The sequence below is a fragment of the Limnoglobus roseus genome, from assembly GCF_008254045.1.
In the GTDB taxonomy this organism is placed as follows: domain Bacteria; phylum Planctomycetota; class Planctomycetia; order Gemmatales; family Gemmataceae; genus Limnoglobus; species Limnoglobus roseus.
Window position 1 is genome coordinate 6,142,580 of the sequence record NZ_CP042425.1, and the last position, 25,300, is coordinate 6,167,879.

At 63.3% G+C, this 25,300-nt stretch carries 30 protein-coding genes, 1 tRNA gene and 2 pseudogenes; 24 read left to right on the forward strand and 9 right to left on the reverse strand.

Going from position 1 to position 25,300, the window contains the following annotated elements:
• Nucleotides 1–22 precede the first annotated feature (22 nt).
• The 7 genes and pseudogenes from PX52LOC_RS25825 to PX52LOC_RS25855 all read left to right on the forward strand — a co-directional run bounded on the left by PX52LOC_RS25825 (nt 23) and on the right by PX52LOC_RS25855 (nt 5,842).
• Entirely contained in the window at nt 23–1,297 is a 1,275-nt protein-coding gene (locus PX52LOC_RS25825) for a branched-chain amino acid ABC transporter substrate-binding protein (RefSeq protein WP_149112791.1), read from the forward strand.
• A gap of 44 nt (nt 1,298–1,341) precedes the next feature.
• Nucleotides 1,342–2,286: a branched-chain amino acid ABC transporter permease gene (locus PX52LOC_RS25830; protein WP_149112792.1), complete on the forward strand. Its 945-nt coding sequence runs from the start codon at nt 1,342–1,344 to the stop codon at nt 2,284–2,286.
• The gene (locus tag PX52LOC_RS25835) at nt 2,286–3,347 is read left to right on the forward strand and encodes a branched-chain amino acid ABC transporter permease (RefSeq protein WP_149112793.1); all 1,062 of its coding nucleotides are present in this window, start codon (nt 2,286–2,288) and stop codon (nt 3,345–3,347) included. Before PX52LOC_RS25830 ends, PX52LOC_RS25835 begins: the two co-directional genes overlap by 1 nt.
• Nucleotides 3,348–3,398: 51 nt before the next feature.
• Nucleotides 3,399–3,563 (forward strand): annotated as a pseudogene (locus PX52LOC_RS44065) (ATP-binding cassette domain-containing protein); the annotation flags it as partial.
• Between the two features lie 417 nt (nt 3,564–3,980).
• Nucleotides 3,981–4,619: pseudogene (locus tag PX52LOC_RS44070) on the forward strand (ABC transporter ATP-binding protein); the annotation flags it as partial.
• Complete coding sequence (locus tag PX52LOC_RS25850; RefSeq protein ID WP_149112794.1) at nt 4,619–5,332, forward strand: ABC transporter ATP-binding protein; 714 nt, start codon at nt 4,619–4,621, stop codon at nt 5,330–5,332. The pseudogene PX52LOC_RS44070 and the gene PX52LOC_RS25850, both read left to right, overlap by 1 nt.
• A 45-nt stretch (nt 5,333–5,377) precedes the next feature.
• Nucleotides 5,378–5,842 (forward strand): RidA family protein, encoded by a 465-nt coding sequence (locus PX52LOC_RS25855; RefSeq protein ID WP_149112795.1) that lies wholly within the window; start codon nt 5,378–5,380, stop codon nt 5,840–5,842.
• Between the two features lie 52 nt (nt 5,843–5,894).
• Here PX52LOC_RS25855 and PX52LOC_RS25860 read toward each other — a convergent pair whose 3' ends face one another.
• Nucleotides 5,895–6,248 carry a hypothetical protein gene (locus PX52LOC_RS25860; protein ID WP_149112796.1) on the reverse strand — a complete coding sequence of 118 codons (354 nt, stop codon included), beginning with the start codon at nt 6,246–6,248 and terminating at the stop codon, nt 5,895–5,897.
• A 424-nt stretch (nt 6,249–6,672) separates the two neighbouring features.
• Between PX52LOC_RS25860 and PX52LOC_RS25865 the strand changes: the two genes are divergently transcribed.
• The 5 genes from PX52LOC_RS25865 to PX52LOC_RS25885 all read left to right on the forward strand — a co-directional run bounded on the left by PX52LOC_RS25865 (nt 6,673) and on the right by PX52LOC_RS25885 (nt 12,197).
• On the forward strand, nt 6,673–7,614 hold the full coding sequence (locus PX52LOC_RS25865; RefSeq protein ID WP_149112797.1) for a sugar phosphate isomerase/epimerase family protein: 942 nt from the start codon (nt 6,673–6,675) through the stop codon (nt 7,612–7,614).
• Nucleotides 7,615–7,713: 99 nt separating this feature from the next.
• Complete coding sequence (locus PX52LOC_RS25870) at nt 7,714–8,625, forward strand: serine hydrolase (RefSeq protein WP_149112798.1); 912 nt, start codon at nt 7,714–7,716, stop codon at nt 8,623–8,625.
• Nucleotides 8,626–8,660: 35 nt separating this feature from the next.
• Entirely contained in the window at nt 8,661–9,809 is a 1,149-nt protein-coding gene (locus tag PX52LOC_RS25875) for a Gfo/Idh/MocA family protein (RefSeq protein ID WP_149112799.1), read from the forward strand.
• A gap of 91 nt (nt 9,810–9,900) precedes the next feature.
• The gene (locus PX52LOC_RS25880) at nt 9,901–11,136 is read left to right on the forward strand and encodes a glycosyltransferase (RefSeq protein ID WP_149112800.1); all 1,236 of its coding nucleotides are present in this window, start codon (nt 9,901–9,903) and stop codon (nt 11,134–11,136) included.
• Nucleotides 11,043–12,197: a glycosyltransferase gene (locus PX52LOC_RS25885; protein WP_149112801.1), complete on the forward strand. Its 1,155-nt coding sequence runs from the start codon at nt 11,043–11,045 to the stop codon at nt 12,195–12,197. The genes PX52LOC_RS25880 and PX52LOC_RS25885 overlap by 94 nt, the downstream gene beginning before the upstream one ends.
• On the opposite strand, the gene PX52LOC_RS25890 is transcribed toward PX52LOC_RS25885, so the two are convergent.
• On the reverse strand, nt 12,194–13,120 hold the full coding sequence (locus PX52LOC_RS25890; protein ID WP_149112802.1) for a nucleoside hydrolase: 927 nt from the start codon (nt 13,118–13,120) through the stop codon (nt 12,194–12,196). The genes PX52LOC_RS25885 and PX52LOC_RS25890 overlap by 4 nt on opposite strands.
• 51 nt (nt 13,121–13,171) lie before the next feature.
• A complete protein-coding gene (gene trpD, locus PX52LOC_RS25895) occupies nt 13,172–14,197 on the reverse strand; it encodes an anthranilate phosphoribosyltransferase (protein ID WP_168219204.1) in 1,026 nt (341 codons plus the stop codon).
• 251 nt (nt 14,198–14,448) lie between these two features.
• On the opposite strand from trpD, the gene lexA reads away from it, so the two are divergent.
• The 3 genes from lexA to PX52LOC_RS25910 all read left to right on the forward strand — a co-directional run bounded on the left by lexA (nt 14,449) and on the right by PX52LOC_RS25910 (nt 16,473).
• On the forward strand, nt 14,449–15,054 hold the full coding sequence (gene lexA / locus PX52LOC_RS25900) for a transcriptional repressor LexA (protein ID WP_149112804.1): 606 nt from the start codon (nt 14,449–14,451) through the stop codon (nt 15,052–15,054).
• A 48-nt stretch (nt 15,055–15,102) separates the two neighbouring features.
• Nucleotides 15,103–15,174 (forward strand) — tRNA-Val (locus PX52LOC_RS25905).
• 105 nt (nt 15,175–15,279) lie between these two features.
• Nucleotides 15,280–16,473 carry a tyrosine-type recombinase/integrase gene (locus tag PX52LOC_RS25910; protein ID WP_149112805.1) on the forward strand — a complete coding sequence of 398 codons (1,194 nt, stop codon included), beginning with the start codon at nt 15,280–15,282 and terminating at the stop codon, nt 16,471–16,473.
• Nucleotides 16,474–16,479: 6 nt separating this feature from the next.
• On the opposite strand, the gene PX52LOC_RS25915 is transcribed toward PX52LOC_RS25910, so the two are convergent.
• From PX52LOC_RS25915 to PX52LOC_RS25935, 5 genes are all read right to left on the reverse strand, one after another.
• Entirely contained in the window at nt 16,480–16,761 is a 282-nt protein-coding gene (locus PX52LOC_RS25915) for a hypothetical protein (protein WP_149112806.1), read from the reverse strand.
• A 9-nt stretch (nt 16,762–16,770) separates the two neighbouring features.
• Nucleotides 16,771–18,351, reverse strand: a complete 1,581-nt coding sequence (locus tag PX52LOC_RS25920) for a phage NrS-1 polymerase family protein (protein ID WP_149112807.1) — start codon at nt 18,349–18,351, stop codon at nt 16,771–16,773.
• 424 nt (nt 18,352–18,775) lie between these two features.
• Nucleotides 18,776–19,243 carry a reverse transcriptase-like protein gene (locus PX52LOC_RS25925; protein WP_168219205.1) on the reverse strand — a complete coding sequence of 156 codons (468 nt, stop codon included), beginning with the start codon at nt 19,241–19,243 and terminating at the stop codon, nt 18,776–18,778.
• A 210-nt stretch (nt 19,244–19,453) separates the two neighbouring features.
• Nucleotides 19,454–20,131, reverse strand: a complete 678-nt coding sequence (locus PX52LOC_RS25930) for a hypothetical protein (RefSeq protein WP_149112809.1) — start codon at nt 20,129–20,131, stop codon at nt 19,454–19,456.
• 25 nt (nt 20,132–20,156) lie between these two features.
• Complete coding sequence (locus tag PX52LOC_RS25935; RefSeq protein ID WP_149112810.1) at nt 20,157–20,720, reverse strand: ParB N-terminal domain-containing protein; 564 nt, start codon at nt 20,718–20,720, stop codon at nt 20,157–20,159.
• A gap of 281 nt (nt 20,721–21,001) precedes the next feature.
• On the opposite strand from PX52LOC_RS25935, the gene PX52LOC_RS25940 reads away from it, so the two are divergent.
• From PX52LOC_RS25940 to PX52LOC_RS25955, 5 genes are all read left to right on the forward strand, one after another.
• Entirely contained in the window at nt 21,002–21,277 is a 276-nt protein-coding gene (locus tag PX52LOC_RS25940; protein WP_149112811.1) for a hypothetical protein, read from the forward strand.
• Nucleotides 21,278–21,439: 162 nt separating this feature from the next.
• Nucleotides 21,440–21,919: a hypothetical protein gene (locus tag PX52LOC_RS25945; RefSeq protein ID WP_149112812.1), complete on the forward strand. Its 480-nt coding sequence runs from the start codon at nt 21,440–21,442 to the stop codon at nt 21,917–21,919.
• A 73-nt stretch (nt 21,920–21,992) separates the two neighbouring features.
• On the forward strand, nt 21,993–22,265 hold the full coding sequence (locus tag PX52LOC_RS25950) for a hypothetical protein (protein ID WP_149112813.1): 273 nt from the start codon (nt 21,993–21,995) through the stop codon (nt 22,263–22,265).
• A gap of 12 nt (nt 22,266–22,277) precedes the next feature.
• Nucleotides 22,278–22,448 carry a hypothetical protein gene (locus tag PX52LOC_RS40940; RefSeq protein ID WP_168219206.1) on the forward strand — a complete coding sequence of 57 codons (171 nt, stop codon included), beginning with the start codon at nt 22,278–22,280 and terminating at the stop codon, nt 22,446–22,448.
• A 40-nt stretch (nt 22,449–22,488) separates the two neighbouring features.
• Nucleotides 22,489–23,040, forward strand: coding sequence for an RNA polymerase sigma factor (locus PX52LOC_RS25955; RefSeq protein ID WP_149112814.1), 552 nt, complete (start codon nt 22,489–22,491; stop codon nt 23,038–23,040).
• Here PX52LOC_RS25955 and PX52LOC_RS25960 read toward each other — a convergent pair.
• Nucleotides 22,959–23,396, reverse strand: a complete 438-nt coding sequence (locus PX52LOC_RS25960) for a hypothetical protein (protein WP_149112815.1) — start codon at nt 23,394–23,396, stop codon at nt 22,959–22,961. The genes PX52LOC_RS25955 and PX52LOC_RS25960 overlap by 82 nt on opposite strands.
• A gap of 289 nt (nt 23,397–23,685) precedes the next feature.
• Here PX52LOC_RS25960 and PX52LOC_RS25965 point away from each other — a divergent pair, with 289 nt between their 5' ends.
• Genes PX52LOC_RS25965 through PX52LOC_RS25980 form a run of 4 tightly spaced genes read left to right on the forward strand, consistent with a single transcriptional unit; the run spans nt 23,686 to nt 25,289 of the window.
• Nucleotides 23,686–23,931, forward strand: a complete 246-nt coding sequence (locus tag PX52LOC_RS25965; RefSeq protein WP_149112816.1) for an Acb2/Tad1 domain-containing protein — start codon at nt 23,686–23,688, stop codon at nt 23,929–23,931.
• Between the two features lie 8 nt (nt 23,932–23,939).
• Nucleotides 23,940–24,443 carry a helix-turn-helix domain-containing protein gene (locus tag PX52LOC_RS25970; protein WP_246173469.1) on the forward strand — a complete coding sequence of 168 codons (504 nt, stop codon included), beginning with the start codon at nt 23,940–23,942 and terminating at the stop codon, nt 24,441–24,443.
• A 16-nt stretch (nt 24,444–24,459) separates the two neighbouring features.
• Nucleotides 24,460–24,873 carry a hypothetical protein gene (locus PX52LOC_RS25975; RefSeq protein ID WP_149112818.1) on the forward strand — a complete coding sequence of 138 codons (414 nt, stop codon included), beginning with the start codon at nt 24,460–24,462 and terminating at the stop codon, nt 24,871–24,873.
• Nucleotides 24,870–25,289: a hypothetical protein gene (locus tag PX52LOC_RS25980; protein ID WP_149112819.1), complete on the forward strand. Its 420-nt coding sequence runs from the start codon at nt 24,870–24,872 to the stop codon at nt 25,287–25,289. Before PX52LOC_RS25975 ends, PX52LOC_RS25980 begins: the two co-directional genes overlap by 4 nt.
• The last annotated feature ends 11 nt before the right edge of the window (nt 25,290–25,300 follow it).

The window sequence follows — 25,300 nt, forward strand, 5'->3', positions numbered from 1 at the left end:
GCACTCGCGGGGCCTTGAACCGATGCCGTTTCGCGTTTTACCCGTACTGGTACTCGTCGCGGTGGCGTCGGCCGGTTTTGCCGTTCCTCAACCGGAGGCGGTCGGCCGGCCCGATGTCATCAAGATCGTCTCCAGTCTGCCGCGGACTGGCAGCGCCCGCGGCCAGACCGACACCATCGTCGCCGGCATTCGGCTGGCCCTGCACGAAGTCGATTACAAATTAGCCCTGAACGGCACGCCGTACCGGATCGAGTACCTCGACCTCGACGACGCCAACGCCGCCGCCGGGCAGTGGACCGCGGAGAACGAAATCTCCAACGCCGTCCTCGCCAGTCGCGACCCGGACGTGATGGTTTACATCGGCACGTACAACTCGAGTGCGGCCCGCATCTCGATGCCGATTTTGAACAAGTCTCACGTGCTGATGGTTTCGCCGGCCAATACCGCGCCCGAACTCACCAAGCCGGGAGCCGGCGGGAAGTGCGAACCGAACTGCTATCGCCCCAGTGGCGAAGTCAATTATGTCCGCGTGGTGCCGACCGACGACCTTCAAGGGTCGCTCGCGGCCGAGTGGGCTCAAGATTTGGGCGCGCGGAAGGTGTACATTCTGGACGACACCGAAACCTACGGGCAGGGCGTCGCGAACTTGTTCGAAGCCCACGCCCGGAAGATCGGCATGGACGTGCTGGGGCACGAGAGCATCGATCTCAAAGGGGCCGAGTTCTCGGCGCTGATGACGAAGATTAAGACCAAGAACCCGGACCTGATCTACTTCGGCGGGACGACCCAGACGAAGGCCAGCCAGGTTTTGAAGGACATGGTGAAGGCCGGCATGGATAAGTGCAAGTTCATGGCCCCGGATGGTTGCCACGAGGAAACGATGATTACCCAGACCGGGGCCGACATCCTCGTTCCGGGCCGCTTCTACGCGACCTTCGGCGGGCTGACGACCGACCGCTTGGCCGTCGGGGCGGGCAAGGTCTTTGTCAACAAGTACAAGGAGCTGTACGGGAAGGAACCGTCGGAAGCGTATGCCGTCTATGGCTACGAGTGCGGTCGGGTCGCCTTGGAAGCGATTCGCCGGGCGGCGAAGAAGGACCGTCAGGCGATCCTGGAGGCCGGCCGGTCGATCGCCAACTTCGACGGGGCCGCTGGCGTGAAGTGGTCGTTCGACGCCAACGGCGACACGACTCTGCAAATGATGACCGGCAGCACCGTGCAGATGGTGAAGGAAGACGGCAAAGACGTCCCACACCTCCGCTGGGCACACGACCTCCTGCCGCGAACGACCAAGTAGGCCCCACCCGAACCGCGATTGAATTCGCCCGACGACCTCACACGATGACACCACTCTTTGCCGCCCTCGACACACAAGCCCTCACACAGTACCTCATCAACGGCCTCAGCTACGGCATGTTGATCGCGCTGGTGGCGCTCGGCTACACGATGGTCTACGGCATAGTGGAGTTGATTAACTTCGCCCACGGCGACCTGTTCATGTTGGGCGCGTTCCTCGGGTGGACGATCATCACGGCCGTCTTCAAGGTTTCGCCCGACGACGCGGTTCTCGGACCTGTCGCGCTCCTCGTGTGCTTCGTCATAGTCCCGGCTTTCTGTGGGTTGTTGAACTTCAGCGTGGACCGTGTCATCTACCGCCCGCTACGGAAGGCCCCGCGGCTGGCCCCGCTCGTCTCGGCGATTGGCGTGAGTTTCATCTTCCAGAACCTCGGCCTGTTCTGGGGCGGCCCCCAAGACGTGGACTTCCCGAAACTCGTGTCGAACAAAAACCTCCTCGGCCTGGACGCGACTGTTCGGTTTACTTACCAGGACTTGCTGGTCGTGGGCGTGACGATACCCCTCATGATCGCCCTGACGGTATTCGTCAAACTGACTCCGTTGGGCAAGGCGATGCGGGCGACGGCCCAAAATCCGACGGCGGCACAACTGATGGGCATTAACACCGAACGGGTCATCGCCACCACCTTCATCCTCGGCGGTACGCTGGCCGGATTCGGGGCCATGATCTACGGGCTGACGATTAACTCGATCCACTACCAGATGGGTTTCCTGGTCGGCCTGTACGCCTTCACGGCGGCGGTCCTGGGCGGGATTGGAAACATCCCCGGGGCGGTCCTGGGCGGCCTGCTTATCGGCCTGGTGCGGTCCCTCGGCAGTGCCTACGTCGGCGAACGGTGGACCGGGGCACTGATCTTCGCGATGCTGATCGTCGTGCTGGTCTTCCGCCCGGCGGGTCTGCTCGGGGCACGAGTGCGGGAGAAGGTGTAATGAAGAGCAATTTCCCGTCGTGGTCGGTGGTGCTGTTCGCGGCGCTGGTCCTGTACCCGCTGTTCCCGGCGTTCGACCAGCACTTCTTCAACGTCACGAGCCGGTCGTTGGGCGTGGAGTTGCCCGGCCTGTTCCTGTTCGCGATCCTGGCCCTGGCGTTGAACGTGGTGGTCGGGTACACCGGCTTGCTCCACCTCGGCATCGCGGCCTTCTTCGGGATCGGCGCGTACACCGTCGGCATCCTCACCGCCCCGATCAACCCCTTCGGCATAAGCTTCTGGGCCGCGCTGTTAGTGGCAACGGTGGTGGCGACTTTGGCCGGCCTTTTGCTCGGAGCACCAGCCCTGCGACTCCGGGGCGACTACCTTGCGCTCGTCACGCTCGGCTTCGGGGAAGTCGTCCGCTTCACGATCAAGAACCTGCCCGCGATCACCGAAGGGCCGAAGGGCGTCAGCCCGCTGCCGGCCCCCGTCCTGCCCGGTGTCACGGTCGACTGGAACACCGACTACCGACCCTTCTATTACCTCGCCCTCGCCGCTCTCGCGCTGACGTTCTACTTCCTCTACCGTCTAGAGCGGTCGAAACTCGGCCGCGCGTGGGTGGCGATCCGCGAGGACGAACTGGCGGCCTCGTGTATGGGGTTGAACACGTCTCGCTTGAAGCTCGCAGCCTTCGCCGTGACGGCCGGGATTGCCGGCTTCGCGGGCGGGATCTACGCCACCAAGATGACGAGTACCGTCGGCCCCGAAGCCTACGACTTCAACAAGTCGATCTTCGTCCTGTGTTGTCTCATCCTCGGCGGCCTCGGGAGCCGCAGCGGCGTGCTGCTCGGGGTGTTCCTGCTGTACGGGTTCGACTACATCCTCTCGCCGATCATCGACGGGTTCATCCAGGCGTCCGGGTTGGGGCAAGGGAAGATTTGGCAACAGTTCTCGGGCTGGCGGTTGATCGTGTTCGGACTCGTTCTGATCGTGGTCATGCGGGTTCGGCCGCAGGGATTGCTACCGAACGATCGCGTGGAAGAAGAACTCCGCCACGCCCCGCCCGCGACCGGCGTTTGACGCACCACGAGGGGGAAAATCGTGAGCTTACTGGCGGTAGAAAATCTCGCGATGCGGTTCGGCGGCATCACGGCCGTGTGCGGGTTGAACCTGACGGTCGAACCGGGCCAGATCGTGAGCGTGATCGGGCCGAACGGGGCCGGCAAGACCACGGTTTTCAACGCCGTCACGGGCATTTACCCGCCGTCCGAAGGCCGCGTGACGTTCGAGGGACGGGAACTACTCCGGCCCTCGCGGTTGTCCGTCTACCTCGGTTGCCTTGTGGCTGGGCTGGTCGTGGCGGGGTTGGCTTACTTCGCTGCGTCCGGGGTGGAAAGCCTTTGGTCGGCCGTGGTGCGGCGGCCGTTCGCGGCCGAGGGTGGTTCCTTCAGCCTCGCCCATTCCCTCTCCGGTGCGGTCGATTACCTGAGCGGCAAGCCGGGCATTGAGAAACAGGCCAACGGCACGTTCGCGGTCGTGAGCCTAGATGGAAAGGTGACTTTCGCGACCACCCCGACGGTTGACGAGGCGAAGGCCGTCCGGGAGCAGGTTCTGGCCGGCAATTACAACAATGCAGGGATTGCGGAACCGGAGAAGCAAGCGGCCTTTGCCCAACAAGTCGAGGCCGCACGACAGGACCGCGACGCCTTGGTCGAGACGACGCTGGTGTCCGCCGTCGTGGGATTCTTCGGCGGCGCGATCGGGTCGTACCTCCTGTGGAGGCGGTCCCGGCGGACCCCGGACGTGATCTCTCAGGGCGGTATCGCTCGCACGTTTCAGAACATCCGCCTCTTCTCGTCGATGACCGTTCTCGAAAACATCCTGATCGGGATGGACCGGAAGCTGACGCAGCACCCGTTGTTCATGCTGTTGGGCACGCCGAGCCACCTTCAGGAAGAACACAACGCTGCCATTGCGGGCTACGAATTGCTGGAGTTCGTGGGGCTGAAAGGTCGGCACCGCGATCTGGCGAGTAATCTCGCCTACGGCGACCAGCGCCGCCTGGAGATCGCCCGCGCGCTCGCGACGAACCCGAAGTTGCTCCTGCTCGACGAGCCGGCGGCCGGGATGAACCCGAGCGAGACGGTGAGCCTGATGGAACTCATCAAGAAGATTCGCGACAAGGGCGTGACGGTTTTGCTCATCGAACACCACATGAACCTCGTCATGGGCATCTCGGACAAGGTCGCGGTGCTGGATTACGGCCAGAAGATTGCCGAAGGGACGCCGTCGGAAGTCAGCCGCGACCCGAAGGTGATCGAAGCCTATCTCGGCAAGGAAGAGGTGAGCTAATGGCCGCGCTGCTAAGCCTCGATCTGTTGCGGGCCGGGTACGGGCCGATCGACGCCCTTCATGACGTTTCGATCCAGGTGAGCGAGGGCGAAATCGTCGCCCTCATCGGCGCGAACGGGGCGGGCAAGACGACGACCCTCATGAGCATCTCCGGCGTGGTGAAGGCGCGGTCGGGCACGGTGTCGTTCGACGGCCGGGACATCACCCGGATGCCGGCGCACGAGATCGTGAAACTCGGCCTCGCGCAGTCGCCGGAGGGGCGGAAGATTTTCCCGCGGCTGACCGTCCTTGAAAACCTTCAAATGGGCGCGTTCACCCGGTCCGACCGCGACGGCGTGGCCACAGATTTGGAGAAGGCGTTCGTGATGTTCCCAATCCTGCGGGAGCGCAAGAACCAGCCAGGCGGGCTGCTCTCCGGTGGCCAGCAGCAGATGTTGGCCATCGCGCGGGCACTGATGGCGAGGCCGAAGTTGCTCATGCTCGACGAGCCGTCGCTCGGCCTCGCGCCGCAGATCGTGGTGCAGATTTTCGACGTGGTGAAGGAGCTCAACAAAACGGGGATGTCGGTCCTCCTCGTGGAGCAGAATGCCCGCATGGCCTTGAAGGTGGCCCACCGGGGTTACGTGCTGGAAACCGGCCGCGTGACGATGGCCGACGAAGCTCAAAAGCTCCTGCACGACCCCCGCGTGCGGGCCGCTTACCTCGGCGAGTAGGCCGTGCCGCCGATATAACAACGCCATTCCACCGGAGGCCCTACGATGTCCAAACCCGAAGAGCAACTCGTTAAGTTGCACCTAATCCTACCGAGCATCCCCAAGCCGGTCGCGGTGTACAAGTCGGCCGTCCGCGTGGGGAACCTCGTGTACGTCTCCGGCCACGGCCCGTTGAACCTCGACGGTACGACCATGCTCGGCGTCGTGGGCAAAGATCTGTCGCTCGATCAAGGCAAGGACGCGGCCCGCCAAACGGGGTTGGCCATCCTCGCGACGCTGCGGAACTTCCTCGGGTCGCTCGACAAGGTGAAGCGGGTCATCAAGTCGTTCGGCATGGTGAACTGTACGGCCGACTTCAAAGACCACCCGAAGGTGATTAACGGCTACTCCGAACTCATGAAGGAAGTCTTCGGCGAGGACGCGGGCGTCGGCGCGCGGAGCGCCGTCGGTCACAACTCGCTGCCGAACGGCATGGCGGTGGAGATCGAAGCGATTTTTGAAGTGGAGTAAAACGAAGCGGCCCGCGCAATCCGCGCGGGCCGTCGAATGTCGATGCGGTTGTTTACTTGACTACGGGGAGCAGTCCGGCAACGGCCGCCACGACACCTTCGACGCCGCCAGCTTCCGCAACGACGGGAATGCCCATCATCTCGGCGAGCTGAATCGCCCGTCGATTCGAGGTCGCCGTCAGGAGGACGACTTTCGTCTTCCGGGGCATGGCGTTGACGATCTTCGCCGTGGCGAGGGGGTCGTTGTCTTGATACGGGACCAGAACCACACTCGTGCAATTCGCCACGGCATATCGTCGGGCGTCCTCGCCGGTGGCCGTGGACAAGGCTTCCCAGCCGCGGCTCCGAAACTCGTGGGCCACGTTTGCTGCAAAAAGGGTTGGGCCGAGGCCCAGTACGATCCGCATTCGTTTCTTACGATCAGTTAGTTGAGGGCGACAAGTCGTGAAGGTGTGCGTTGTCGTTTTCATAGTGTCTATCTCTCCGGTATCTCAGAGTACCGGCCCCTGCCGTAGGTCTTACCCTTACGTTCGCTTCGAAGGTTCAAAACTTGCGCCACAACCACAAAAATAATAGCCCGACGGCACTGGATTTGATCGCCTGCCACGACCGGAAATCTCATTAACCCCTTGTTCGGACAAGACTAGAATCACAAGCCCGGGGGCGATACAACATTTTCAGCCGGTGGCTGTGTTCTTGGAGTTTTGGTCCTGACCCTGATTCGAATTGCACCAACCTGATGTGGTAACGCGACACAGTATCCGGTGGCATTGGGACAATCATCCTCGAATCGATTCCGACAACTTCCTCACTTTCCCGAGGTCTTCACTCATGGCCAAAGCGCGTATCTCCATCGGCACCTGGGCTTACTTGTTCAACCAGGAAACGCCGACGAACGATTTCCACACGATCCTGCACAAGCTTCAAGACCTCGGGTACGACGGTGTGGAACTCGGCAGTTTTGGGCCGCATCCCAGCCCGGCTACCCACCCCACGAAGGCGAGCCGGCAGAAGTTGAAGAAGGAAATCGCCGACCACGGCCTGACGCTCTCGGCCATCGCCGTCGACCTGTGGGCGTTCAAAACGCCGGGCGTGAGCATCATCGATGAGATTCCGTCCGCGTACACGACGGCTTTCATGGGCTGGTGCGCCTTCGCCGCCGACTTGGACGCCAAGACCATCCGCGTCGACACCGTCCTCTCGCCGGACTACTTCAGCACGGACGAGGGGAAGAAGATCGGCTACCAAGCCGGCTTCGACCGTTTCGTGAACGTGTGGGACAAGTGCAGCAAAATCGCGGCCGACTTCGGCCTGAAGGTTTGCTGGGAGTTCGAGCCGGGCTTCGTGTTCAACAAGCCGTCCGAGATCGTGAAACTCGTCGACGCGGTGCGAGCGAAGGGGAACCCGAACTTCGGCGTCCTGTACGACACCTGTCACGCTCACATGGTCGCGAAGATCGGCGCGAACCACCAGGGCGAGAAGGAAATCCTCCCTGGCGGCGCGCTGGAGTTGCTCAACCAACTCAAGGGGAAGATCACCCACGTCCACGTCATCGACAGCGACGGCAGCTTGAACGAGCACAACACCTCGACGCACAACCCGTTCGGGACCGGCAACCTGAACTTCGACGAACTCTTCCCGGCGATTCAGGCCGCCGGCGTGCCGAACGACTGGTGGTGCGTGGACCTGTGCTTCTGGCCGAACGCCTGGGAAGTGACCGCCGACAGCAAGAAGTTCCTCGACAAGATGCGCGCGAAGTACGCCGCCGCGTAACGCTCCTTCGCCCCGCCCGTTCATTACGGGCGGGGCCTGTTTGAACCTCTCCGATCTCGACTCAGATTTGACGGATTCTCAACCGAATCGGAGCCAGGTATGAAATCGTCGATTGCCGTCGCTTTACTCGCAATGGTCAGCCTCAGCGTTGGTCCGGCCTTCAGCCAAGAACCAACGCTGGCGTCTCGGATCAAGCCGTTCGCCGATGCCCACAAGGGCAAGGTAGCGGTCGCCGTCAAGAACCTCGCAACCGGCGAAGCGTTCGATTTGAATGCCGACGAGGTGATGCAGACAGCGAGTCTCATCAAACTCGCGATCATGGTCGAAGCCTACCGACAGGCCGACGAGAAGAAGACCGATCTCGGCAAAATGGTCACGCTCGCGAAAGACGACAAGGTTCCCGGTTCGGGCATCCTCACGTCGCATTTCTCGGACGGGGCGAGTTTCCCGCTCCGCGACGCGGTTCGCCTCATGATCGTTTACAGCGACAACACGGCAACCAACATGGTTCTCGACCAGATCGGCATCAAGCCAGTGAACGCGATGACAGCGGCCCTCGGCATGCCGGAGACGCGGATCAACTCGAAGGTTTTCAAACGCTCCACCACGGTCGATCTCGCCCGCAGCGAGAAGTATTCGCTCGGGTCGATCACGGCGAAAGATGCCGTGAACATGCTGGAACTGATCCACACCGAGAAGGCCGCCTCGCCGGATTCGTGCAAGGCGATGCTCGGCCACCTGAAGGTGTGTGACGACAAGGAAAAACTCACGCGGTTCCTTCCCGCCGGCACGGTGGTCGCGCACAAGACTGGGTCCACCGATCGTGTCCGCACCGCCGCTGGCATCATTTACGTCCCCGACCCGGCAGACAAGAAGAAGACGATTCCGGTGGCCGTTTGCGTTCTGACGAACGACAACCAGGACCAGCGGTGGGTCGCGGACAACGCCGGGCAGGTGATGATTGGCAAGATCGGCAAAGAGGTATATGACTTCTTCAGCGCGAAGAAGTAACTCCCCGCACTCCTGACCTCCGAGGTACTCTCCCGATGGCGAAAAAGCAGCTCCGCGTGGGCATGATCGGCTACGGCTTCATGGGCCGGGCGCACAGCAACGCCTACAAGCAAGTTGGCCAGTTCTTCCCGTCGCAACACGAGGTCGTGCTGAAGGCCGCGTGCGCCCGGAACGCCGACCAGATCAAGGCGTTCGCCGATCAGTGGGGCTACGAGAGTACCGAGACGGATTGGAAGAAGTTGATCGAGCGCAAGGACATCGACGTCGTCGATATCTGCACGCCGAACAACTTGCACAAGGAGATCGCGCTGGCGGCCGCGGCGGCGGGCAAGATGATCCTGTGCGAGAAGCCGCTGGCGATGAACTCGGCCGAAGGCAAGATCATGGTGGACGCGGTCGAGAAGGCCAAAGTCCCGAACATGGTCTGGTACAACTACCGCCGCATCCCGGCCGTGACGCTCGCCAAGAAGCTCATCGAGGAAGGCCGCCTCGGCAAGATCTTCCACTACCGTGCGAAGTTCCTGCAAGACTGGACGATCAAGTCGGACCTGCCGCAAGGCGGGCAAGGCCTGTGGCGGCTTGACGTGGAAGCGGCCGGCAGCGGCGTGAGCGGCGACCTACTCGCCCACTGCATCGACACTGCCCTCTGGCTGAACGGCCGGTTGGACACCGTGAACTGCATGACCGAGACGTTCGTCAAGGAGCGGATGCACAACCTCACGGGCAAGGTCGAGAAGGTCGGTATCGACGACGCCTGCATCTTCATGGGCAAGTTCGAGAACGGCAGTCTCGCGAACTTCGAGAGTACCCGCTACGCCCGCGGCCACAAGGCGCTCTACACGTTCGAGATCAACGGCGAGAACATGTCGATCGGCTGGGACTTGCACGACCTGCACCGGCTGCAAATCTTCGACTACAAGGACGAGGGCAAGATCCGTGGATGGAAGAGCATCCACGTGACCGACAACAGCCCGGACCACCCGTACATGGCCAACTGGTGGGTGCCCGGCCTAGCCATCGGGTACGACTCGAGCTTCACTCACCAAGTGGCCGACTTTATCCAGGGGTTGGAAACCGGCAAGCCACAAGGCCCGACCTTCCGCGACGCCCTGGAAACGCAGCAGGTGCTGGACGCCATCCTCGACTCGGCGAAGTCGCAAAAGTGGGTCACGGTCGCGAAGTAGCGCCGGTGCCCGAAGTTGCTCTCGACATTGGTTCCGCGGGTGGTCTAAACTCGCGGCACTTCCCCGAATTCTCCGGCAGGGACGCCGACTGATGCACCTTGTTCACCTCACGGCGAGTACACTCTTCGGCGGCCCCGAGCGGCAGATGCTCGGGCTTGCGGAACATCTGCCCGGCGAGTACCGCAGTAGCTTCCTCACGTTCCGCGAGAACGGCCGCTGTCAGGCGTTTCTGGACGAAGTCCGGCAACGGGGGTTCGCGGGCGAGAAATTGCGGGCCGACTTCCCGAAGGTTCGCTCCGTGCTCCGCGAACTGACGGACCGCCTCGCCGCGATGCGGGCCGACGTCCTCCTCACGCACAGTTACAAGCCGAATATCCTCGGCCGGGTCGCCGCCCGCCGGCTCGGCATCCCTGTCGTGGCCGTGTCTCGCGGGTGGACCTGGGAAAACTGGAAGGTCCGGCAGTACGAGCGGCTCGACCGCTTGAACCTCCGCTACCTCGATCGCGTCGTCGCCGTGTCGGAAGGTCAGGCGCAGAAGGTTCTCGCGGCTGGCGTCCCCGCCGATCGCGTCTCGGTTATTCACAACGGCTCGCGGGTCGCGGACTTCCAAACGCCCGACCCCGGCTTCGATACGAAGCTGCACAGCTTCTTCCCCGCGGACACGTCGGTCTCGCATGTTGTTCTCTCGGCCGGGCGGCTCAGCCCGGAGAAGGGGTTCGACGTGCTGATCGAAGCGGCGGTCCACGTATTACGCCGCTGCCCCACGACGGGCTTCGTCCACTTCGGCGAGGGCGTGGAGCGCGAGCGACTGGAAGCGATCATTCGCGAGCGCGGGCTGACGGGTCGGTTCGTCCTGAAGGGGTTCACCACCGACCTCGACCGGTTCTTGCCGTGGTCCGATCTCGTCGTCTTGCCGTCGCACACGGAGGGTTTGCCGAACGTCGCGCTGGAGGCGAGCGCCGCTGGCGTGGCCGTGGTGGCGACGGCCGTGGGCGGCACGCCGGAAGTCATCGCCGACGGCGAGACGGGCCGTCTTGTTCCGCCGGGGCAGCCCGAGCAACTCGCCGACGGCATCGCCGCCCTTCTGGCCGACGACCGCACCCGCATGGCGATGGGCCGGGCCGGGCGTTTACGGATGCAGAGCCGGTTCACGTTCGCGGCCCAGGCGGCGGCGTACCAGAAGTTGTTCGCCTCGCTGGGTTCACCAACGGTGTTTCTTCAAGAACGTGTGACATGTCAACAACCGCCGTCGCCCCCGTCTCCCGAAGACCGCAACGCCCCGACCCGACCGGGCCGATTCGGATCACCTACGTCATCGACAACCTGAGCCGGGCGGGGACCGAAACGCAACTGCTCGCCCTGATCCGCACGCTGGACCGGGCAAAGTTCGAACCGACGCTCATCCTGCTGGACGGCGAGAACGAAACGTCGCGGGCGTTGGAGCCGGCGAACTGCCGCGTCATTCGCCTCGGCGTCACCAAACTCCTCAGCCTGTCCGCTTTGCGGGCCGCGAAGCGGGTTCGCGCTCAGTGGCGACAGCACCCGCCCGCTATCGTGCAAGCGTACTTCCTCGACTCGTCCTACTTCGCCGTGGCGCTGGCCCGCCGCTCTGGTGTGCCGCACGTCCTCCGCGTTCGCAACAACCTCGGTTACTGGCTGACGCGGAAACACCGACTCTTGAACCGACTCATGCGACCGTGGGTCGATCTCTCGCTGACGAACTCCGAAACGGGCCGCGAGTCCTTGATCCGCCAGGACGGATTGTCGCCCGACCGGGTCATGATGATCGAGAACGGCGTCGATCTCGACCGATTCGGGGACGCGACGCCGACCTTCTCGGGAACCGTTCGCGTCGGCTGCGTGGCGAACCTGCGGCCGATCAAGAACATCGACGGCCTGATGCGGGCGGCCCGGTTAGTCGTTGAGCGATTCCCGAACGTGGTGTTCGAGGTCGCCGGGGAAGGGGAGGAACGGTCGAAGCTCGAAGCGCTGAAGCAGGAATTGAACCTCGGCGAGCGGTTCGTTTTTCGCGGGCGGGTGGATGACGTTCCGCAGTTCTTGCGCTCGATCGACATGGCGGTCCTACCGTCGCACTCGGAGAGCCTGTCGAACGCGATACTGGAATACATGGCGGCGGGCCGGGCCATCGTCGCGACCGATGTCGGGGCGAACGCCAAACTGATTCAGCACGGTCGCGAAGGGGTCATTGTCTTGCCGGGCAACGACCAAATGCTCGCGGACGGGATCGGAACGCTTCTTCAGAACCCCGCATCGGCCCGAGGCATGGCCCGGCTCGCTCGGGCGCGAGTGGCGGCCGGGTACAGCCGCGATGCGATGCGGACAAAGTTCGAAGAGCTGTACCTGCGACTGGCGAACCGCCCGCGTTAAGGGGCGTTCTTCAACGTGTGGGCCATCCACTGGCGGATCTCGCCGACGGCCGCCCCGGCCGCGAGCATCACGTTCGGGGCCGAGGTCGGCGACTTCCGGTCGTCGACGACCAGCATCCCCATTGTCAACTCGCCCCGCGTTTCCACGTCCACGTTCTTCGGCTCGCAACTCACAGAGCCGGGCAGGGCCAGTGCGGCGACTGCGAGAACGTCCTTCAGGTGAAACCCCTCGATGCCGTACAGGTTCGAACTGGCCCGGATGCCGTAGGGAACGACTTGGCGGAGGAACTGGCACGTCCGCGATTCGGGGTTCGGCAGTTCGAGCAACTCCGTCGGCGACAGGACTAACTTGCGCGTCACGTCGAGCGGGATGAGCGTCGGGTTCATACCCGCCGAGAGCACCTTGCGGGCCGCGTCGGGATCGACCGCCAGGTGGAACTCGCTCATCGGGCCGGCGTTCCCGGGTTCGCGGTGCGTCCCGCCTATCAGCACGCACTTGTCGATCTGTGCCGGCAGGTCCGGGTCGCGGACGAAGGCGGCGGCAAGCGTCGTCATCGGCCCGAGGCAGATGATGCTCACTTCCCGCGGATACTGGCGGACGAGTTCGACGAGCGCCTTGTCGGCGGTCGGGTATTGGTTCTTCGTGCTCACCGGGAAGCTCACGCCGCCGAGACCGCCGGGGCCGTGGAGGGCCGTGCCGTCGATCGCGTACTTCACCGGCAGCGCCGCGGCTGTCCGCGGCCACTTGTCCGGGTCGAGTTGCGCGATGAGGATCATCACGTTCGCCGTCGCCTGCTCGGCCGAAACGTTACCGGCGCAGGGGATCAGCCCGACGACTTCCAGGTTCGGGTCGTTCATGGCCAAGGCGATGGCGAAGGCGGTGTCGATGCCGGGGTCGGCGATGAGGATGACTTTGCGAGCCATGATGGGACCCTGAGAATCCGTTTCTGCAAGGCGAGTCTGCCTCGGTTCGTTCTATCGCATCCGCACGAGCTGTTCCAGCAAAGATCGGGCCGTGCCGTTGCGAACGGCCTCGTCGGCCAGGGCCACGCCGTCTCGTAAGTTCGAGACTTTTTCCGCCGTCCACAGGGCGGCCGCCGCGTTCGCGAGAACGATCCGCCGAGCGGGTGTGTCGTCGTTGTTCAACACCGATCGAATGATGGCGGCACTCTCACCAGGGCCGTCCGCCCGTATCTCCGCGAGCGAAACGGCTGCCAGCCCGAAATCGTCCGGGGTCCACTCGCGGCTGGAAAACGTCTCCCCTTCGACAATGCGGACCCGCGTCGGGGCGGACAAGCTGACCTCGTCCAACCCGTCGTGACTGCACACGAGGACCGCTCGCCGGGTGCCGAGTCGCGCCGTTGCAGATGCCAGGGTGTCGAGCAATTCCGGCTTGCCCACGCCGAGCAATTGGAAGTCCGCGTTCGCCGGGTTCGCCAGCGGGCCAAGCAGGTTGAAGATCGTGCGAATGCCGAGCGCCCGCCGGAGTTTCGCGACGTTCTTCATTCCGTCATGGAAGTGCGGGGCGAAGCAGAAAGCAAAGCCGATTCGGTCCAGGCAGCGTTGGGACCACACGGGGCCGGCCTCGATTTCGACGCCGAGTTCGCGGAGGACGTCGGCACTGCCGGACCGACTCGACACCGCGCGGTTGCCGTGCTTGACGACCGGCACGCCCGCGGCCGCCACTACGATGGAGGTCGCCGTGCTGATGTTGAACGTTCCGCTGTCGTCGCCTCCAGTGCCGCAAGTGTCGAGCACCGGTCCGGAAATGGGGGTCAGTCGGACCATTTGCTCGCGAAGGACGGTGGCCGCCCCCGCGATCTCATCCGCCGTTTCGCCCTTGAACCGCAGGGCCGTGAGAAAGCTGGCCGCGAACGGTTCGTCCACCCGCCCGGTCAGGAGGTCGCGGAACGCCTGTGTCAAGACGGCGGCGTCTAACGGTTGCCCTGCAAGCAAGCTTTGCAACGCGGCCGAGAACCAGTCGGGACGAACCAATTCCACGCGCGGCCTCCGTTCGGGGAGAAATGGTCCCAGAAGAGATTACCGAAAAAAGTGTCGAGTTGGTAATTTCGAGCTTCCATCGGCCGTGGGAAATAACATATACTTCCTTACATTCTGCACAATTGTTTCCTCGTGCCGCCGTTCGAGAAGGCGAGGTTCCTCGGGCGGGTCTGGCATGGAAATAGGCGGACGGTTTCACGAGTTCATGCGAACCTTCTCGCGGGTTCGACAGTCGATGAGGGAGTACAGTCGTGCCTGACGCAAACCTCACCCCGAAACAGGGGCAGATTTACAACTTCATTTGCGATCACATTCAGTCGATGGGCTACCCGCCGACGATCCGTGACATTTGCAAGAAGTTCGATATCAGCTCGCCCAACGGCGTGATGTGCCACTTAAAAGCCCTGGAAAAGAAGGGGATGATCAACCGCAACCGGAACTTGTCGCGAGGGATCACCATTCAGGGCGTGAACGCCGGCGGGTACAGCCTGCCATTGCTCGGCGTGGTCGCGGCTGGCAAGGCCATTGAAACGACCCAGCAGGATGAGCGGTTGGAGATTCGCGACCTGTTCCCGAACGAAAATGTTTACGCCCTGAAGGTTCGCGGCTCGTCGATGATCGACGGCCACATCGCGGAGGGCGACTACGTTCTCATCCGCAAGCAAGAATCGGCCGACAACGGCTCGAAGGTCGTCGCGATGGTCGATAAGGCGATGACGCTGAAGAAGTACTACAAGCGGAAGGATTCCATCGAACTCCACCCGATGAACGCCTCAATGTCGCCAATCAAGGTCGACCCGAGCCGGCAGGAGGTGCAAATTCTGGGCGTTCTCGTGGGCGTCGTTCGCAAATGCTGAGCGGCCTTGACCCGAGCGGGAGGGACTTGTAAGTTAATTCCGACTAAGGGGCGGTTAACTCAGCGGTAGAGTGCGTTCTTCACACGGACGAAGTCACAGGTTCAAATCCTGTACCGCCCACTCAAAACCCTTAATTTCAAGTCAATTCGCATCGGCCAATCGGCCGATGCCTTTCCACGTTACCACCTATCGCTGTTTATATCGCATATCGGGGTATATTCCCTCATGGGACGCAAACGCGCAGTCATACCGGTGTTGAAAAACTTCCGCGGGTACGCCACCTGTTGGGCGAACCGCACCCGCCACTATTTCGGCGACTACGGCACCCCCGAGGCGGAGGCGGCCTACCGGACGTTCGTCGCCCAGTACGCCGCCAATCCGAACGCGAAAGCGTCCGGTTCGCCGAACATTCTCACGCACGTGATCCGGGACTTCCTCCGCTCGCCGGACGCTCCGGCGTCGGCCGACAAGCAAGCCGCCATCGCCTACCTGATCAACCACCTCGGGCCTCTCGCCCTCCGCCAGATCGAACACGTGACGGCCCAGGACATCAAGGCCCTGTTCAAGGCGAAGGCGGAGGAGACGACCGAACCGGGTGGGAAGGGCGGGCCGAAGTACGGCCGGGCGACTCTCCGCCGGTGGTTCGCCAACCTGAAGCGGGTTTACTCGTGGGCGGTCGAGTCGAAGAGAATCTCGGCCGAGGCCGCCGCCCCGGTCATGGCGATCAAGAAGTTGCCCATCGAAGCCGCCCGGCGGGAGCGGGACGTTGAACCCGTCCCCCGCCAGCACGTCGAGGCAACCATCGCCGCCCTGAACCGCACCGTCGGCGAGATGGTCAAGCTGCAACTCTTAACCGGCATGCGGCCGTCCGACGTCTTCAACATGACCGGGGCCGAGGTGTTCCGCACCGGCATCGTGAAACTCGGCGGCACGGCCCGCGACTTGGACAAGGCGGGGGTGTGGGTCTACGTTCGGAAGGTCCACAAGACGGACCGCTTCGGCCACGTCCGGGTGATCATCCTGGGCGACGAGGCCAAGGCCATCCTCGAACCCCGGTTGACGCGGGTGCCGAACGTTCCTCTCTTCCAACCCATCGAATCCGTCGCGGAGAGCTACCGCAAGGACACGCTGGACATGAAGCGGTCCCGGCCGGGCTCGCGGGCCTATAACGTGAAGTGGACGCGGCAGAGCTACGCCCAGGCGATCGAGCGGGCGGCGGAGAAGGCCGGCGTACCGAAGTGGACGCCGTACCAGGTCCGCCACCTGGTCGCGGTCGAGACGCAGGCCGAGTTCGACCTGGACGCCGCCCGGGCGAAATTGGGCCAGAAGAGTATCAGTGTGGCGGCGCGGTACGCGGACTTCGACTTTACGCGGGCGGTGAACATCGAGAAGGGGAAGGGCAAGAAGGAGGCGAGTTGACGTCGGTCAGGCCGACTTGCCCGGTCGGCCGACACGGATCTCGTTCAACAGTTCTGCGAGGCAGTTCTTCGCTTGGTCGGCGGTGATCGTCTGGGGTGCCGGCTCGCCAATGATCCGCTTCACTTCACTTTCGGGAATCCACCAGTTGCCCCGCGGGCCGACCCGCCGGGCCTTGACGTGCTTGGCCCGCAACCACCGGCGGACCGTCCCCACGTCGTACTCGACGGCGGCGGCGAACTCCGCTGGTGACAGGTGGCCGACCATGCCGGGAATGTACCCGGTCGTCACCACATCCGTTTAGCCGCACGGATTCGACGTTTCAACGTCCTCGTATACCGCTGGTTCGTCGGCGTGTCTCTGAAGTTCCACGCGAAGTCGCTCATCAAGGCTAGTTGTGATATCTTCGTCTTTTAGCATGGGGTGTCCTGCAATGCTCATGCTGCCTACCCCCCTTGTACTCAGCATCCAGCCGATGACCCGGTATGCGGCGAAACGTGTCTCACTCTCCACCTGCGAAATCCATCGGCGGTGGTCCCAATCACCAGCGGCGTTTTTCTCCGAACGCTGAAGGCAGTGACAAATCCAGGGCCGTCCGGGTTCCTGCTTGATCCAGACACTTGTCCGTTCGCCTTCTTGGATTCGATTTCGGGGCGGAAGAGTCAGGGGTTCGAGGGGCAACGGGTCTTTCTTCCCGTGTTTCTTGTCCTTGTGTTTCTTTTGCGTTTTATGGGTCGGTGCTGCCTCGACTTCCGCGACTCCGCCACTCGCATCCTGAAACGAGGCCGGGACGAATTCAGGCAGGTCGTATTCGCTCGCCATCCCCGTTGCCCAGAGCCCGCGACGGACCTGCTTGAAGTGCCCGTCCACGACAATCTGTTTCAGTATCCGCGCACAAGTCCGGTAGGGGATGCCCGTATCCTCGGCCACCTGCCGGCAGGAAAGGCTGAACTTGCGCGAGTAGTCCCCGCGGCAATTGAACATTAAAACTAGCACTTGATTATACTTTGCCCGCCGTTTGGCACACACCTTAACATCACATGTTGGTTGGGGGGGCTTTGTGACGCCCTGCGGGGGAGCTGCCCTCGGCCGAGAGACGGTCGCCGCACCCGTGTAGACCTTCCTCACGTACTTGGCGGCGGCGGAGACCGTCCGCGGGATGTAATCCGATCGCGCGGTAGCCTTTCCCCGCTGGCCGAGTTTGGACTGCCGGAACAGCCGTTCGGTCTGGACGGCGTCGCCGCCGCTTGCGAAGTACAAGAGGTTGCAGAGGGCTTGATCTGCCTGGCTCGGCGACGCATACCACGACTGGCAATTGCCCTCCCACAACGCACGGAACCGCGTTCCGGTGGTGGGCTGATTCAAGCAAAAGTACAAAACATCCTCGTCGGTCCGAGTTAGGCCCGTCGCCGACTCAAGCGTATCGGGAATTTCACGATTGGCTTGTGCTTTCGTACTCGACTTGGAAGCATGCTGCTTGCTCGACGCCTTTCGCTCGTCTCGTACCATGTACAGGCGAGCGAACTCTTCCATCTCCCCCGCACACTCGGCGACGGTACTGGGGTGCCCTTCAACGAGCCAACCAGTCACGGCGATGTATTGCTTCGTGGCGTATACCTCACCGCCAGCACGGTGCAGGTGCGAATACCCTTCAGGTAGTCTGCCTCTACAGATGATTCGGTAGCCCTCTTCGCTTGGCGTGACGTAGGCGAACGTCTTCCGAAAAATCTGAAGAATGGCGGCAGCTTCCGGCGTTGGCTCGCCCGTGGAAGGGTTGCGGCATCCGTCGAGGTCAATGGCCACAAGCTCCAACTCGGTTGTCAGCGAGAGGCCGATTCCTTCCAAGTCGAAGCGCTCACAGGCTTCAATTGCCTGACTCATCGAGACGTGACTTCTCGGATCGTGCGCGTTGGAGATGCACCCTCTGCGAGGGCAGATGGGTGGCTTCCCCGGTTTGCCGGTCTCCGAGTTCCGCTTCTCGAAGTCCCATCGCCAACCGATGTATCGGTGGAGACTGGCGAGTTGCTCCGGGATTCGGTCGGCTTGCAGATAATGACGAACACTGACGTGACGAGGTCGCGTGGGGACAGGGTATAATTCTGGCGTACAGTCCATCGGGTTGCATCCGGTGGGGTGGGATTTCGGGCCGGCTCTGGGTGGCACCAGACCGGCCTTACTTTTTGGTCGTTCAACTGGGAATCTACCCAGTCACCTTTCGACCCCTTCCGCCCGCGGACGCCCTCGGGCCAAGTATTTTTCTCAGGTGAACAGTTATTCAACTTATGCCCATAACTTTTTCATACTGTCACCTGACTGACGCAGCCAAGCGGTCGCATCGCTCGTTTCGCTCCCGCGAAATCCACCGGGCCGCCCACGGGACGCCGTAGTCGAACAGCAGGGCACGGCACTCGTCGCGAAGCCGCGTCAGCGCCGGCGTCTTGCTGCCCCACTTCCCCGTCAGGCAGTGGATGACCAGTTGCGAGTCGCCCTCGATGAGAACGCCGGCCGGCTCGATGCGCTGCCACGTCAGGCCGAGCAGGGCGTGGTAGAGGCCCTGCCACTCCGCCAGATTGTTCGTGACCGGGTCGCCCTTCGCCTTGCCCGACCCTTCCAGTTGCGTCACGCCCAGGTTGCACTCGACGAAGAACCCCCATCGGCCGGTGGCGTTCGGACTCCCGTTGCCATTACACCCGCCGTCGAAGCGGATGCGCCACCAGTCGTTGCGCGGCTCGCGGATCAAGCGGAGGGCAGAAGTCGCGTCGGTCGCCGGCATGGGTAAGTTCTCGTGAGGTGGGCGGCCGTCACGACCGCGTTGCACCGAGACTAACCGGGCCGAAATGGGCCGTTCCACGCTGACCCCTGGAACCCCCGCCATTGGCCACGAATCCGGCCCGAACCGCGTGGGGCGACGGGTTCCGCTGTGGGGACGTTCCAGTGTCGACGCTGAGTGGGTAGGATTGAGTTGATGCTCAAACGGATACACTCAGGAAATTCCCGAGTCGGACACATGGCCTAGCAGATCGTTGAGGTGGGAGAATCTCCCACCTGGAATCGCTGAGGTGGAAGAATCTTCCACCTGACATGAGGCGGCTTCTGTCCAAATTGGACAGAAGCCCGCTCCCGCGGCAGCTTCGAGGACGGCGACCCGGTCGGCCTTTGTCAGCGACGGGATGGCGTCGGTGGCGAGTCGTTCGGCGACGGATAGCAGCGTCGGCGGGTCGATGGTCAGCAGGTGGGCGAGCAATTCCGCCCGAATCTCCTTCCTCAGGAATTTCAAAGCGTCGAGAGAGTAGGGGTCGGCGACCGGCGGCACAATCGGGCTAATGACTTCACCCATCACGGGCGACGGCGACAATTCGGCGGAAGTCTTCGCGGGGTCAGCATGTACGTCTGTCGTCTGGTCGAAGAGGGTAGGTGTGGGTTGTTTGACTGGTTCGGGCTTGTCCGCATCTACCGGCAGAGTTGTTGACCCCGGCGGCGTGGGGGCATCGGCCTTCGTGGGTGGAACCGGGTACTTTTTGCCGTCCTTCCCAGTCCGGGTTTCGGAAGTCGAGGTGCGTGATTCCCGCACCTCGTCCTTCCGTCTTGCGTCAGCCACTAAGTGGTCGCCAACGCCGGCCATCTCAGCAATCGCACGGTTGCTGTGCTTCGGCAACCACATCAGCAACTTCTCGACACAACTTCTTTTATCCGCGTTCGTTCAGGTGAGGAAATTCCTCACCTGTTTCAAGCCGTATTTTTGGCTTATTGGTCTTGTAGCGACGGCCGTCCTGACCAGTGCGAGTGGAAGGCGGAGTGTTTAAGTCCGACTTAAACACTCCGCCTCTTCGTTCAGCGACGAACGACTGCGCAACGCCCGCCTTCTCGGCAATAACAGTATCAGTGTGCTCCGGAAGCAGTTTCAGCAGTAATTCAACGCACCTTCGCTTGTCGTCGTTGCTCCGCTTCAGGCCGTGCCCCTGATTGCTCGTGGCCGAGTCAATCGCGCAGTCTGTCTCCGTGCCCCGCCGAACCTCGCACTTCAACTCCGTCAGTTTGGCTTTCTTCGCCCCCTTCAAGCGGTGGTAGCCCTGCGACAGACGAAACCGTTCGCCACCGAGGTTCCACACCACGGGCGGCGGGATGTCGGCACCGGCGGTGTACGCGGCGGCGAGGTCATCGACGTGGCCACCATCCAAGCCCTTCGCGCGGGGTTGGATGGAGTTGTCCACTTCGATGTCGTCGAGTCTGAGTATCTGGAAGTCGGGCATGGTGTCGGCGTCCGTCTAAGTCACTTGGTGGCTGTCAACTGCTTCAAAGGGTTCTGACGGCGGGGGTCGTCCTGGGCGAGCAACTCTTCCGTCCTTGCCTACACGTTCGTCCGACTTCCCGATTTGGGAAGTCGATGCGAGTTCCGGATTGAGTGTTGGCGGAAAACGCCAACACTGTCTCCCGCAGAACCGAGCGAATCGGGCCGCCGACGGGCGTTCCACCATGAGGACGTTCCAGGCGGGTCATAGAATGGGCGTCACGCATTCGGGGAGGAGCGGCGGTGAGTCTGTACACGAAAGCGGGGCGTCCGCTCCAGGTCGTCGGCGACGCGGTCTTCACGGCACCGGGCAAGTACGTCGGGCAGAGGGTCGAGACGAAGGTGTTCGGCCCCAACGGGCGGTACGTGGGCACGGTCGTCGGGAACCGGCTCGTGTTCCGGTTGATCGAATCCGCTCACATCGGACCGTCATCCTCGGTGGAGCCGATCCCCGCGCAGACGATCCCGGACGTAACCGCCGCAATCATGTGGGGCGATGAGCCGTCGCTGCCGGACTGAGACGATGTGAATAAAATTTCGGCGGACTTTCTTTGTCTCCTTGTCTGGGAAGCCATGAATCACAGTGATGACGGTCGGCCGAGATTCCCAGCCGGTGCTCGTGCGGCGGCCCTTATTTGGATGATTGTCGGAGTCGTCGGCGTACTTGGGGCGGTCGGCACCGTGGCGACCATCATCATCCGGGGCGCGGGGAGGAAGGCTCCCGTTCCGGCCGATCAACAGGGCGCGGTTGACCCGATTGTGTCTATGGTTGTCGTCGGCCTCCTAATCTGCCTCGTGTTCTTCGTCACGGGCGCTCTGACGATTCAATGCAAGCCGCGGGGGCTGAAGGGCCTCGGAATTGTCTCGCTCCTGTTCTCGTTGATGTTTATCTTCTTCAGCGTGTTCGGCATCTTCGCCTCCTTTGCCGCTGGATTAAACCGCCCGGCGGCCGTCATCTTCTTGATCGGGTCCAGCTTCCTGCTCCTGTTCGGCCTCGGTCTGATGATCGCCGGCATTCTGGCCCTTTCATCGAACGCCGCTTACCAGGACTGGCGCGAGGTAAGAGGGCTGAACCGTATGAAACCTCGACGGCGGCGGGACAGTTACGAAGACGACTCCCCAGACCGACCTCGACGCCGGGACGCCAGCCACAATGATTGATTGATCGCCTCCATAGCATCGCCCCGCCCACGCTTCACCTGCGAAACTCTCCGCACCCCACGCGGAGAGCATCATGTCCACGGCGACCCCATTACCCGCAGTCGATACCTTCGACGAGTTCGTTGACAGTCTTCATCTCGGTGATGACGTGTCATGTGAGTTGATGGCACTTGCCTATCTGGTCATTGCCGAGATGTCCGCCAAGCAGGCTGAACGGATCAGCGACCGCCGCGTCCTCGAATTCGTCCAGCACATCGAGTCCCTCGCCGCCGGCCGCACGCTCGTCTCCGTGCCCTGGATCATCGCCGAGGCGGATGTGTTCCTGCGCCGGCCCACCCCCGCGTAACGGAGGGCCGACATGCGACTCCTGACACCCCTACGGTTGATCGCCCGCCTGTTCACGGGAACGGATCAAGCGGCGACATCGCCTCCCCACTGGGACGATCACAACCGGCGGGCCAACCGCGTCTCCCGGTGGCGTCGCCGCAAGCACCTGGCCGAGCGGTCACGGCGACGGAACCGCCGCTGAAACGTCTACCCAGTTTCACTTCCCCAAGCCCGGAGGTCGGATGGTCGCGCCGATGGTGAGCGTCGAGGTGCTGTTGGAAGAGGTGGACGGCGTCCTCCGCTCGGTCGCCCGGCGGGCGGTCGCGGTGTACGGGCTGCCGTTCGACGACGTGTTGCAGGACGCCCGTGCGATCATCGTGGCCCACGCCCCGCACTTCGACCCGGCCCGCAACCAGCCGCGGTACTGGGCGCGGCGACTGGCCCAAGGGGCGGTCCGCGACGGCATCGTTGCGCGGATGCGGCGGACGGGGGGCGAGCGGGGTGCGTCCGCGAAACCGTCGGCCGGGGGCGACGACGCGGCGGCGCTGCTGGAGCGGAAGGAACTGCGGGCGGGCGTCCGGGCGGCGTTGGCCTCGCTCCCGGCCCGGCAGGGGGACCTCCTCGCCCGGTACTTCGGCATCGACGCGGCCCCCGAGCCGTGCGTCCAGGCGCTGGCCCGGGAGTTCGGCCTGTGCCGGCGGACGGTGCGGGATCAGTTGGAACTGGCCAAGGCAGAACTCCGGCGGGCGTTGATCGCCTGGAGCCGGGCGTCCACGGCGGCGGCGCACGCCTGAACGGCCGTCGGGTACGGCCCGCCCGCCACGCCCGCCCGGGTGGTGAACCGCGTGAAGAACTCCCCGCCCCGGAGGATGACGAACTTCGGCAGGACCGTGGGGCGGACGTGCCCGGTGGCGATGGCCCGGCGGGTCGCGGACCAGACGCTGAGCGGGTCGAGCAGGTGCCCGCACAGGTGGCGGAGGACCTCGCGCGACGCGGACGCGGCCAGTTCCTCGGTCGGGTACAACCCCAGGCTGATGCTCCCCCACGTCGCGCCGATCCAGATGCGGGCCTGGAACCGGCCCTCGACGGTGTACCGGACGTTCGGCAGCGAGCACAGGCGGTCCCGGCGGCGGGGTTTAACGGCGGTCATGCGGGCGGGTTCCAGTCAGGCAGGGCGGGCGGAATTGGTGACGCTGGAACGTGGAGCGTACCCCGGCCGAACAAGTGGTCGCGATGCTGGGCGACGTTCCACACACGAGGCAAAAGACATGATCGAAGTGGTACGAGCGATCTCGGAGGCCAACACTTACACGTGTCCGCTGTGCGGCAGAACGGATGTTGCGAGATTAGAGATTGAAGGCGAGAACTGTGTGGTTCAGTCCTTCTCATCTTGCGCGACGTGCGGCCGTAAGGTTGAGGTCGCCTTCTCTGTCAATCCCTTGCCGGCACCACCGCAGACGCCGGGTCCGATTCGCAAGACGTTCGCCTATCACCGGCCGTCCGAACAGGGCGTGGGCAGGATCGCCACACTCCGCCGCCTGTTCTCCGAGTTCCAGGACTGCCTCGACATGCACTGCGCTAAGTCGCGGGAGGCGTCCGTCGCGGCCACGAAGCTCGAAGAGTGTGCCATGTGGGCCATCAAGGCCGTGGTGGTGAACGACCCCGAATCCGTCGTGACCGAGTGAGGACTTCCGTGGCGACTGATGCCGACGACCAACCCCTGACCCCGGAGCACCTCGCCGTCGAGCAGCGGCGGTTGCTCGCGTCCCGCCTGTACCTCCGCGGCAAGTCCCTCCGCGAGATCGCCGACGAACTGGGGGTGAGCCACACCCAGGTGCGGCGGGACCTGGACGCCGTCCGGGCCGAGTGGCTGGCCGAGGGCAAGGCGAACGTGGACGAGGCGGTGGCCCGCCAGGTCGCCCGGTACGAGCACCTCATCGCGCTCGCGTACCGGGCGTTCGACGAGTCCCGGGGCACACACGTCGTCACCCGGACGGAGACGAGCACCGGCGAGAAGGGCGGGACCAAGGATAGCGAGACGAAGGAAGAGATGGCCGGCGACCCGCGGTTCATCGCCGAGGTCCGGCACTGCCAAGAGGCGATCGCCAAGCTGAAGGGGTACAACGCGGCCATCAAGGTCGAGAGCACGCACAAGGGCGTCCTGGCGATCGACAAGGCACTGTCCGACGCGGTCTGACAACTCAGGGGGCGGAATGAAGACTCCGAAGTGGTTGAAGGCGGTAAGTGACTTCCTGACGGGTCGCGCCATCGAGGAGGACATCCGGCGGCTGCAAGACGCCACGGCCCGGTCGATTCGGGAGCGGTCGAATGGGACGCGGTTGCTGCCCCGCGGCGGGTCGGGGACTTCCCCGCCGACCGCCTGTGCCGACGTCCCCGCGATGCCGTTGCCCGCCATCAATGGCATCTTGCGGGCGTTGGGCCTACATGGAGGCAAGCCCGTCACGGACGTGCGGTTGGCGTTCACCTGCAAGGGCCTGCCCACCGTCCAAGTTACCTACCACGTCAACGCCGCGGACATGGCCCGCGTGACCGAGGAACTGAGGAAGTACGAACTCCGTCCCGTCGAGGGGCCGAACTGGAAGATCGTCCCGTCGGAGGGCGTATGAGTTCGCCCACGCCTGACCTGCGGTTCCTCGACTTCTACGGTGGCAACCGGACGCTGTTCGGCACCCGTGACGACGAGTGCTTACTCTCAGGCCCCGCCGGGACGGGAAAATCAATCGCCTGTCTGACGAAGCTGTTCCTGTTCGCCGAGAAGTACCCCGGCGCTCGCCTCCTCATCGTCCGTAAGACGCGGGAGAGCCTGACCGAGGCCGGATTGGTGACGTGGGAGAACGAGGTCGTGCCGAAGGGGCACCCGTGCCTCGAAGGGCCGCAGCGAAAGTTCCGCTCGTCGTACCAGTTCCCCAACGGCAGCGTGATCGTCGTCGGCGGGCTCGACAAGTCGCAGAAGGTGATGAGCACGGCCTACGACCTCATCTACGTCCAGGAAGCGATCGAACTGCGCGAGTCCGAGTGGTAAGACCTGACGAC

Excerpts from the sequence above, each read along its gene's own strand:
- PX52LOC_RS25825 (WP_149112791.1), top strand. The coding sequence starts at position 23 with ATGCCGTTTCGCGTTTTACCCGTACTGGTACTCGTCGCGGTGGCGTCG.
- PX52LOC_RS25830 (WP_149112792.1), top strand. The coding sequence starts at position 1,342 with ATGACACCACTCTTTGCCGCCCTCGACACACAAGCCCTCACACAGTAC.
- PX52LOC_RS25835 (WP_149112793.1), top strand. The coding sequence starts at position 2,286 with ATGAAGAGCAATTTCCCGTCGTGGTCGGTGGTGCTGTTCGCGGCGCTG.
- PX52LOC_RS25850 (WP_149112794.1), top strand. The coding sequence starts at position 4,619 with ATGGCCGCGCTGCTAAGCCTCGATCTGTTGCGGGCCGGGTACGGGCCG.
- PX52LOC_RS25855 (WP_149112795.1), top strand. The coding sequence starts at position 5,378 with ATGTCCAAACCCGAAGAGCAACTCGTTAAGTTGCACCTAATCCTACCG.
- PX52LOC_RS25860 (WP_149112796.1), bottom strand. The coding sequence starts at position 6,248 with ATGCGGATCGTACTGGGCCTCGGCCCAACCCTTTTTGCAGCAAACGTG.
- PX52LOC_RS25865 (WP_149112797.1), top strand. The coding sequence starts at position 6,673 with ATGGCCAAAGCGCGTATCTCCATCGGCACCTGGGCTTACTTGTTCAAC.
- PX52LOC_RS25870 (WP_149112798.1), top strand. The coding sequence starts at position 7,714 with ATGAAATCGTCGATTGCCGTCGCTTTACTCGCAATGGTCAGCCTCAGC.
- PX52LOC_RS25875 (WP_149112799.1), top strand. The coding sequence starts at position 8,661 with ATGGCGAAAAAGCAGCTCCGCGTGGGCATGATCGGCTACGGCTTCATG.
- PX52LOC_RS25880 (WP_149112800.1), top strand. The coding sequence starts at position 9,901 with ATGCACCTTGTTCACCTCACGGCGAGTACACTCTTCGGCGGCCCCGAG.
- PX52LOC_RS25885 (WP_149112801.1), top strand. The coding sequence starts at position 11,043 with ATGTCAACAACCGCCGTCGCCCCCGTCTCCCGAAGACCGCAACGCCCC.
- PX52LOC_RS25890 (WP_149112802.1), bottom strand. The coding sequence starts at position 13,120 with ATGGCTCGCAAAGTCATCCTCATCGCCGACCCCGGCATCGACACCGCC.
- PX52LOC_RS25910 (WP_149112805.1), top strand. The coding sequence starts at position 15,280 with ATGGGACGCAAACGCGCAGTCATACCGGTGTTGAAAAACTTCCGCGGG.
- PX52LOC_RS25920 (WP_149112807.1), bottom strand. The coding sequence starts at position 18,351 with ATGAGTCAGGCAATTGAAGCCTGTGAGCGCTTCGACTTGGAAGGAATC.
- PX52LOC_RS25925 (WP_168219205.1), bottom strand. The coding sequence starts at position 19,243 with ATGCCGGCGACCGACGCGACTTCTGCCCTCCGCTTGATCCGCGAGCCG.
- PX52LOC_RS25930 (WP_149112809.1), bottom strand. The coding sequence starts at position 20,131 with ATGTGGTTGCCGAAGCACAGCAACCGTGCGATTGCTGAGATGGCCGGC.
- PX52LOC_RS25935 (WP_149112810.1), bottom strand. The coding sequence starts at position 20,720 with ATGCCCGACTTCCAGATACTCAGACTCGACGACATCGAAGTGGACAAC.
- PX52LOC_RS25950 (WP_149112813.1), top strand. The coding sequence starts at position 21,993 with ATGTCCACGGCGACCCCATTACCCGCAGTCGATACCTTCGACGAGTTC.
- PX52LOC_RS40940 (WP_168219206.1), top strand. The coding sequence starts at position 22,278 with ATGCGACTCCTGACACCCCTACGGTTGATCGCCCGCCTGTTCACGGGA.
- PX52LOC_RS25955 (WP_149112814.1), top strand. The coding sequence starts at position 22,489 with ATGGTCGCGCCGATGGTGAGCGTCGAGGTGCTGTTGGAAGAGGTGGAC.
- PX52LOC_RS25960 (WP_149112815.1), bottom strand. The coding sequence starts at position 23,396 with ATGACCGCCGTTAAACCCCGCCGCCGGGACCGCCTGTGCTCGCTGCCG.
- PX52LOC_RS25975 (WP_149112818.1), top strand. The coding sequence starts at position 24,460 with ATGAAGACTCCGAAGTGGTTGAAGGCGGTAAGTGACTTCCTGACGGGT.
- PX52LOC_RS25980 (WP_149112819.1), top strand. The coding sequence starts at position 24,870 with ATGAGTTCGCCCACGCCTGACCTGCGGTTCCTCGACTTCTACGGTGGC.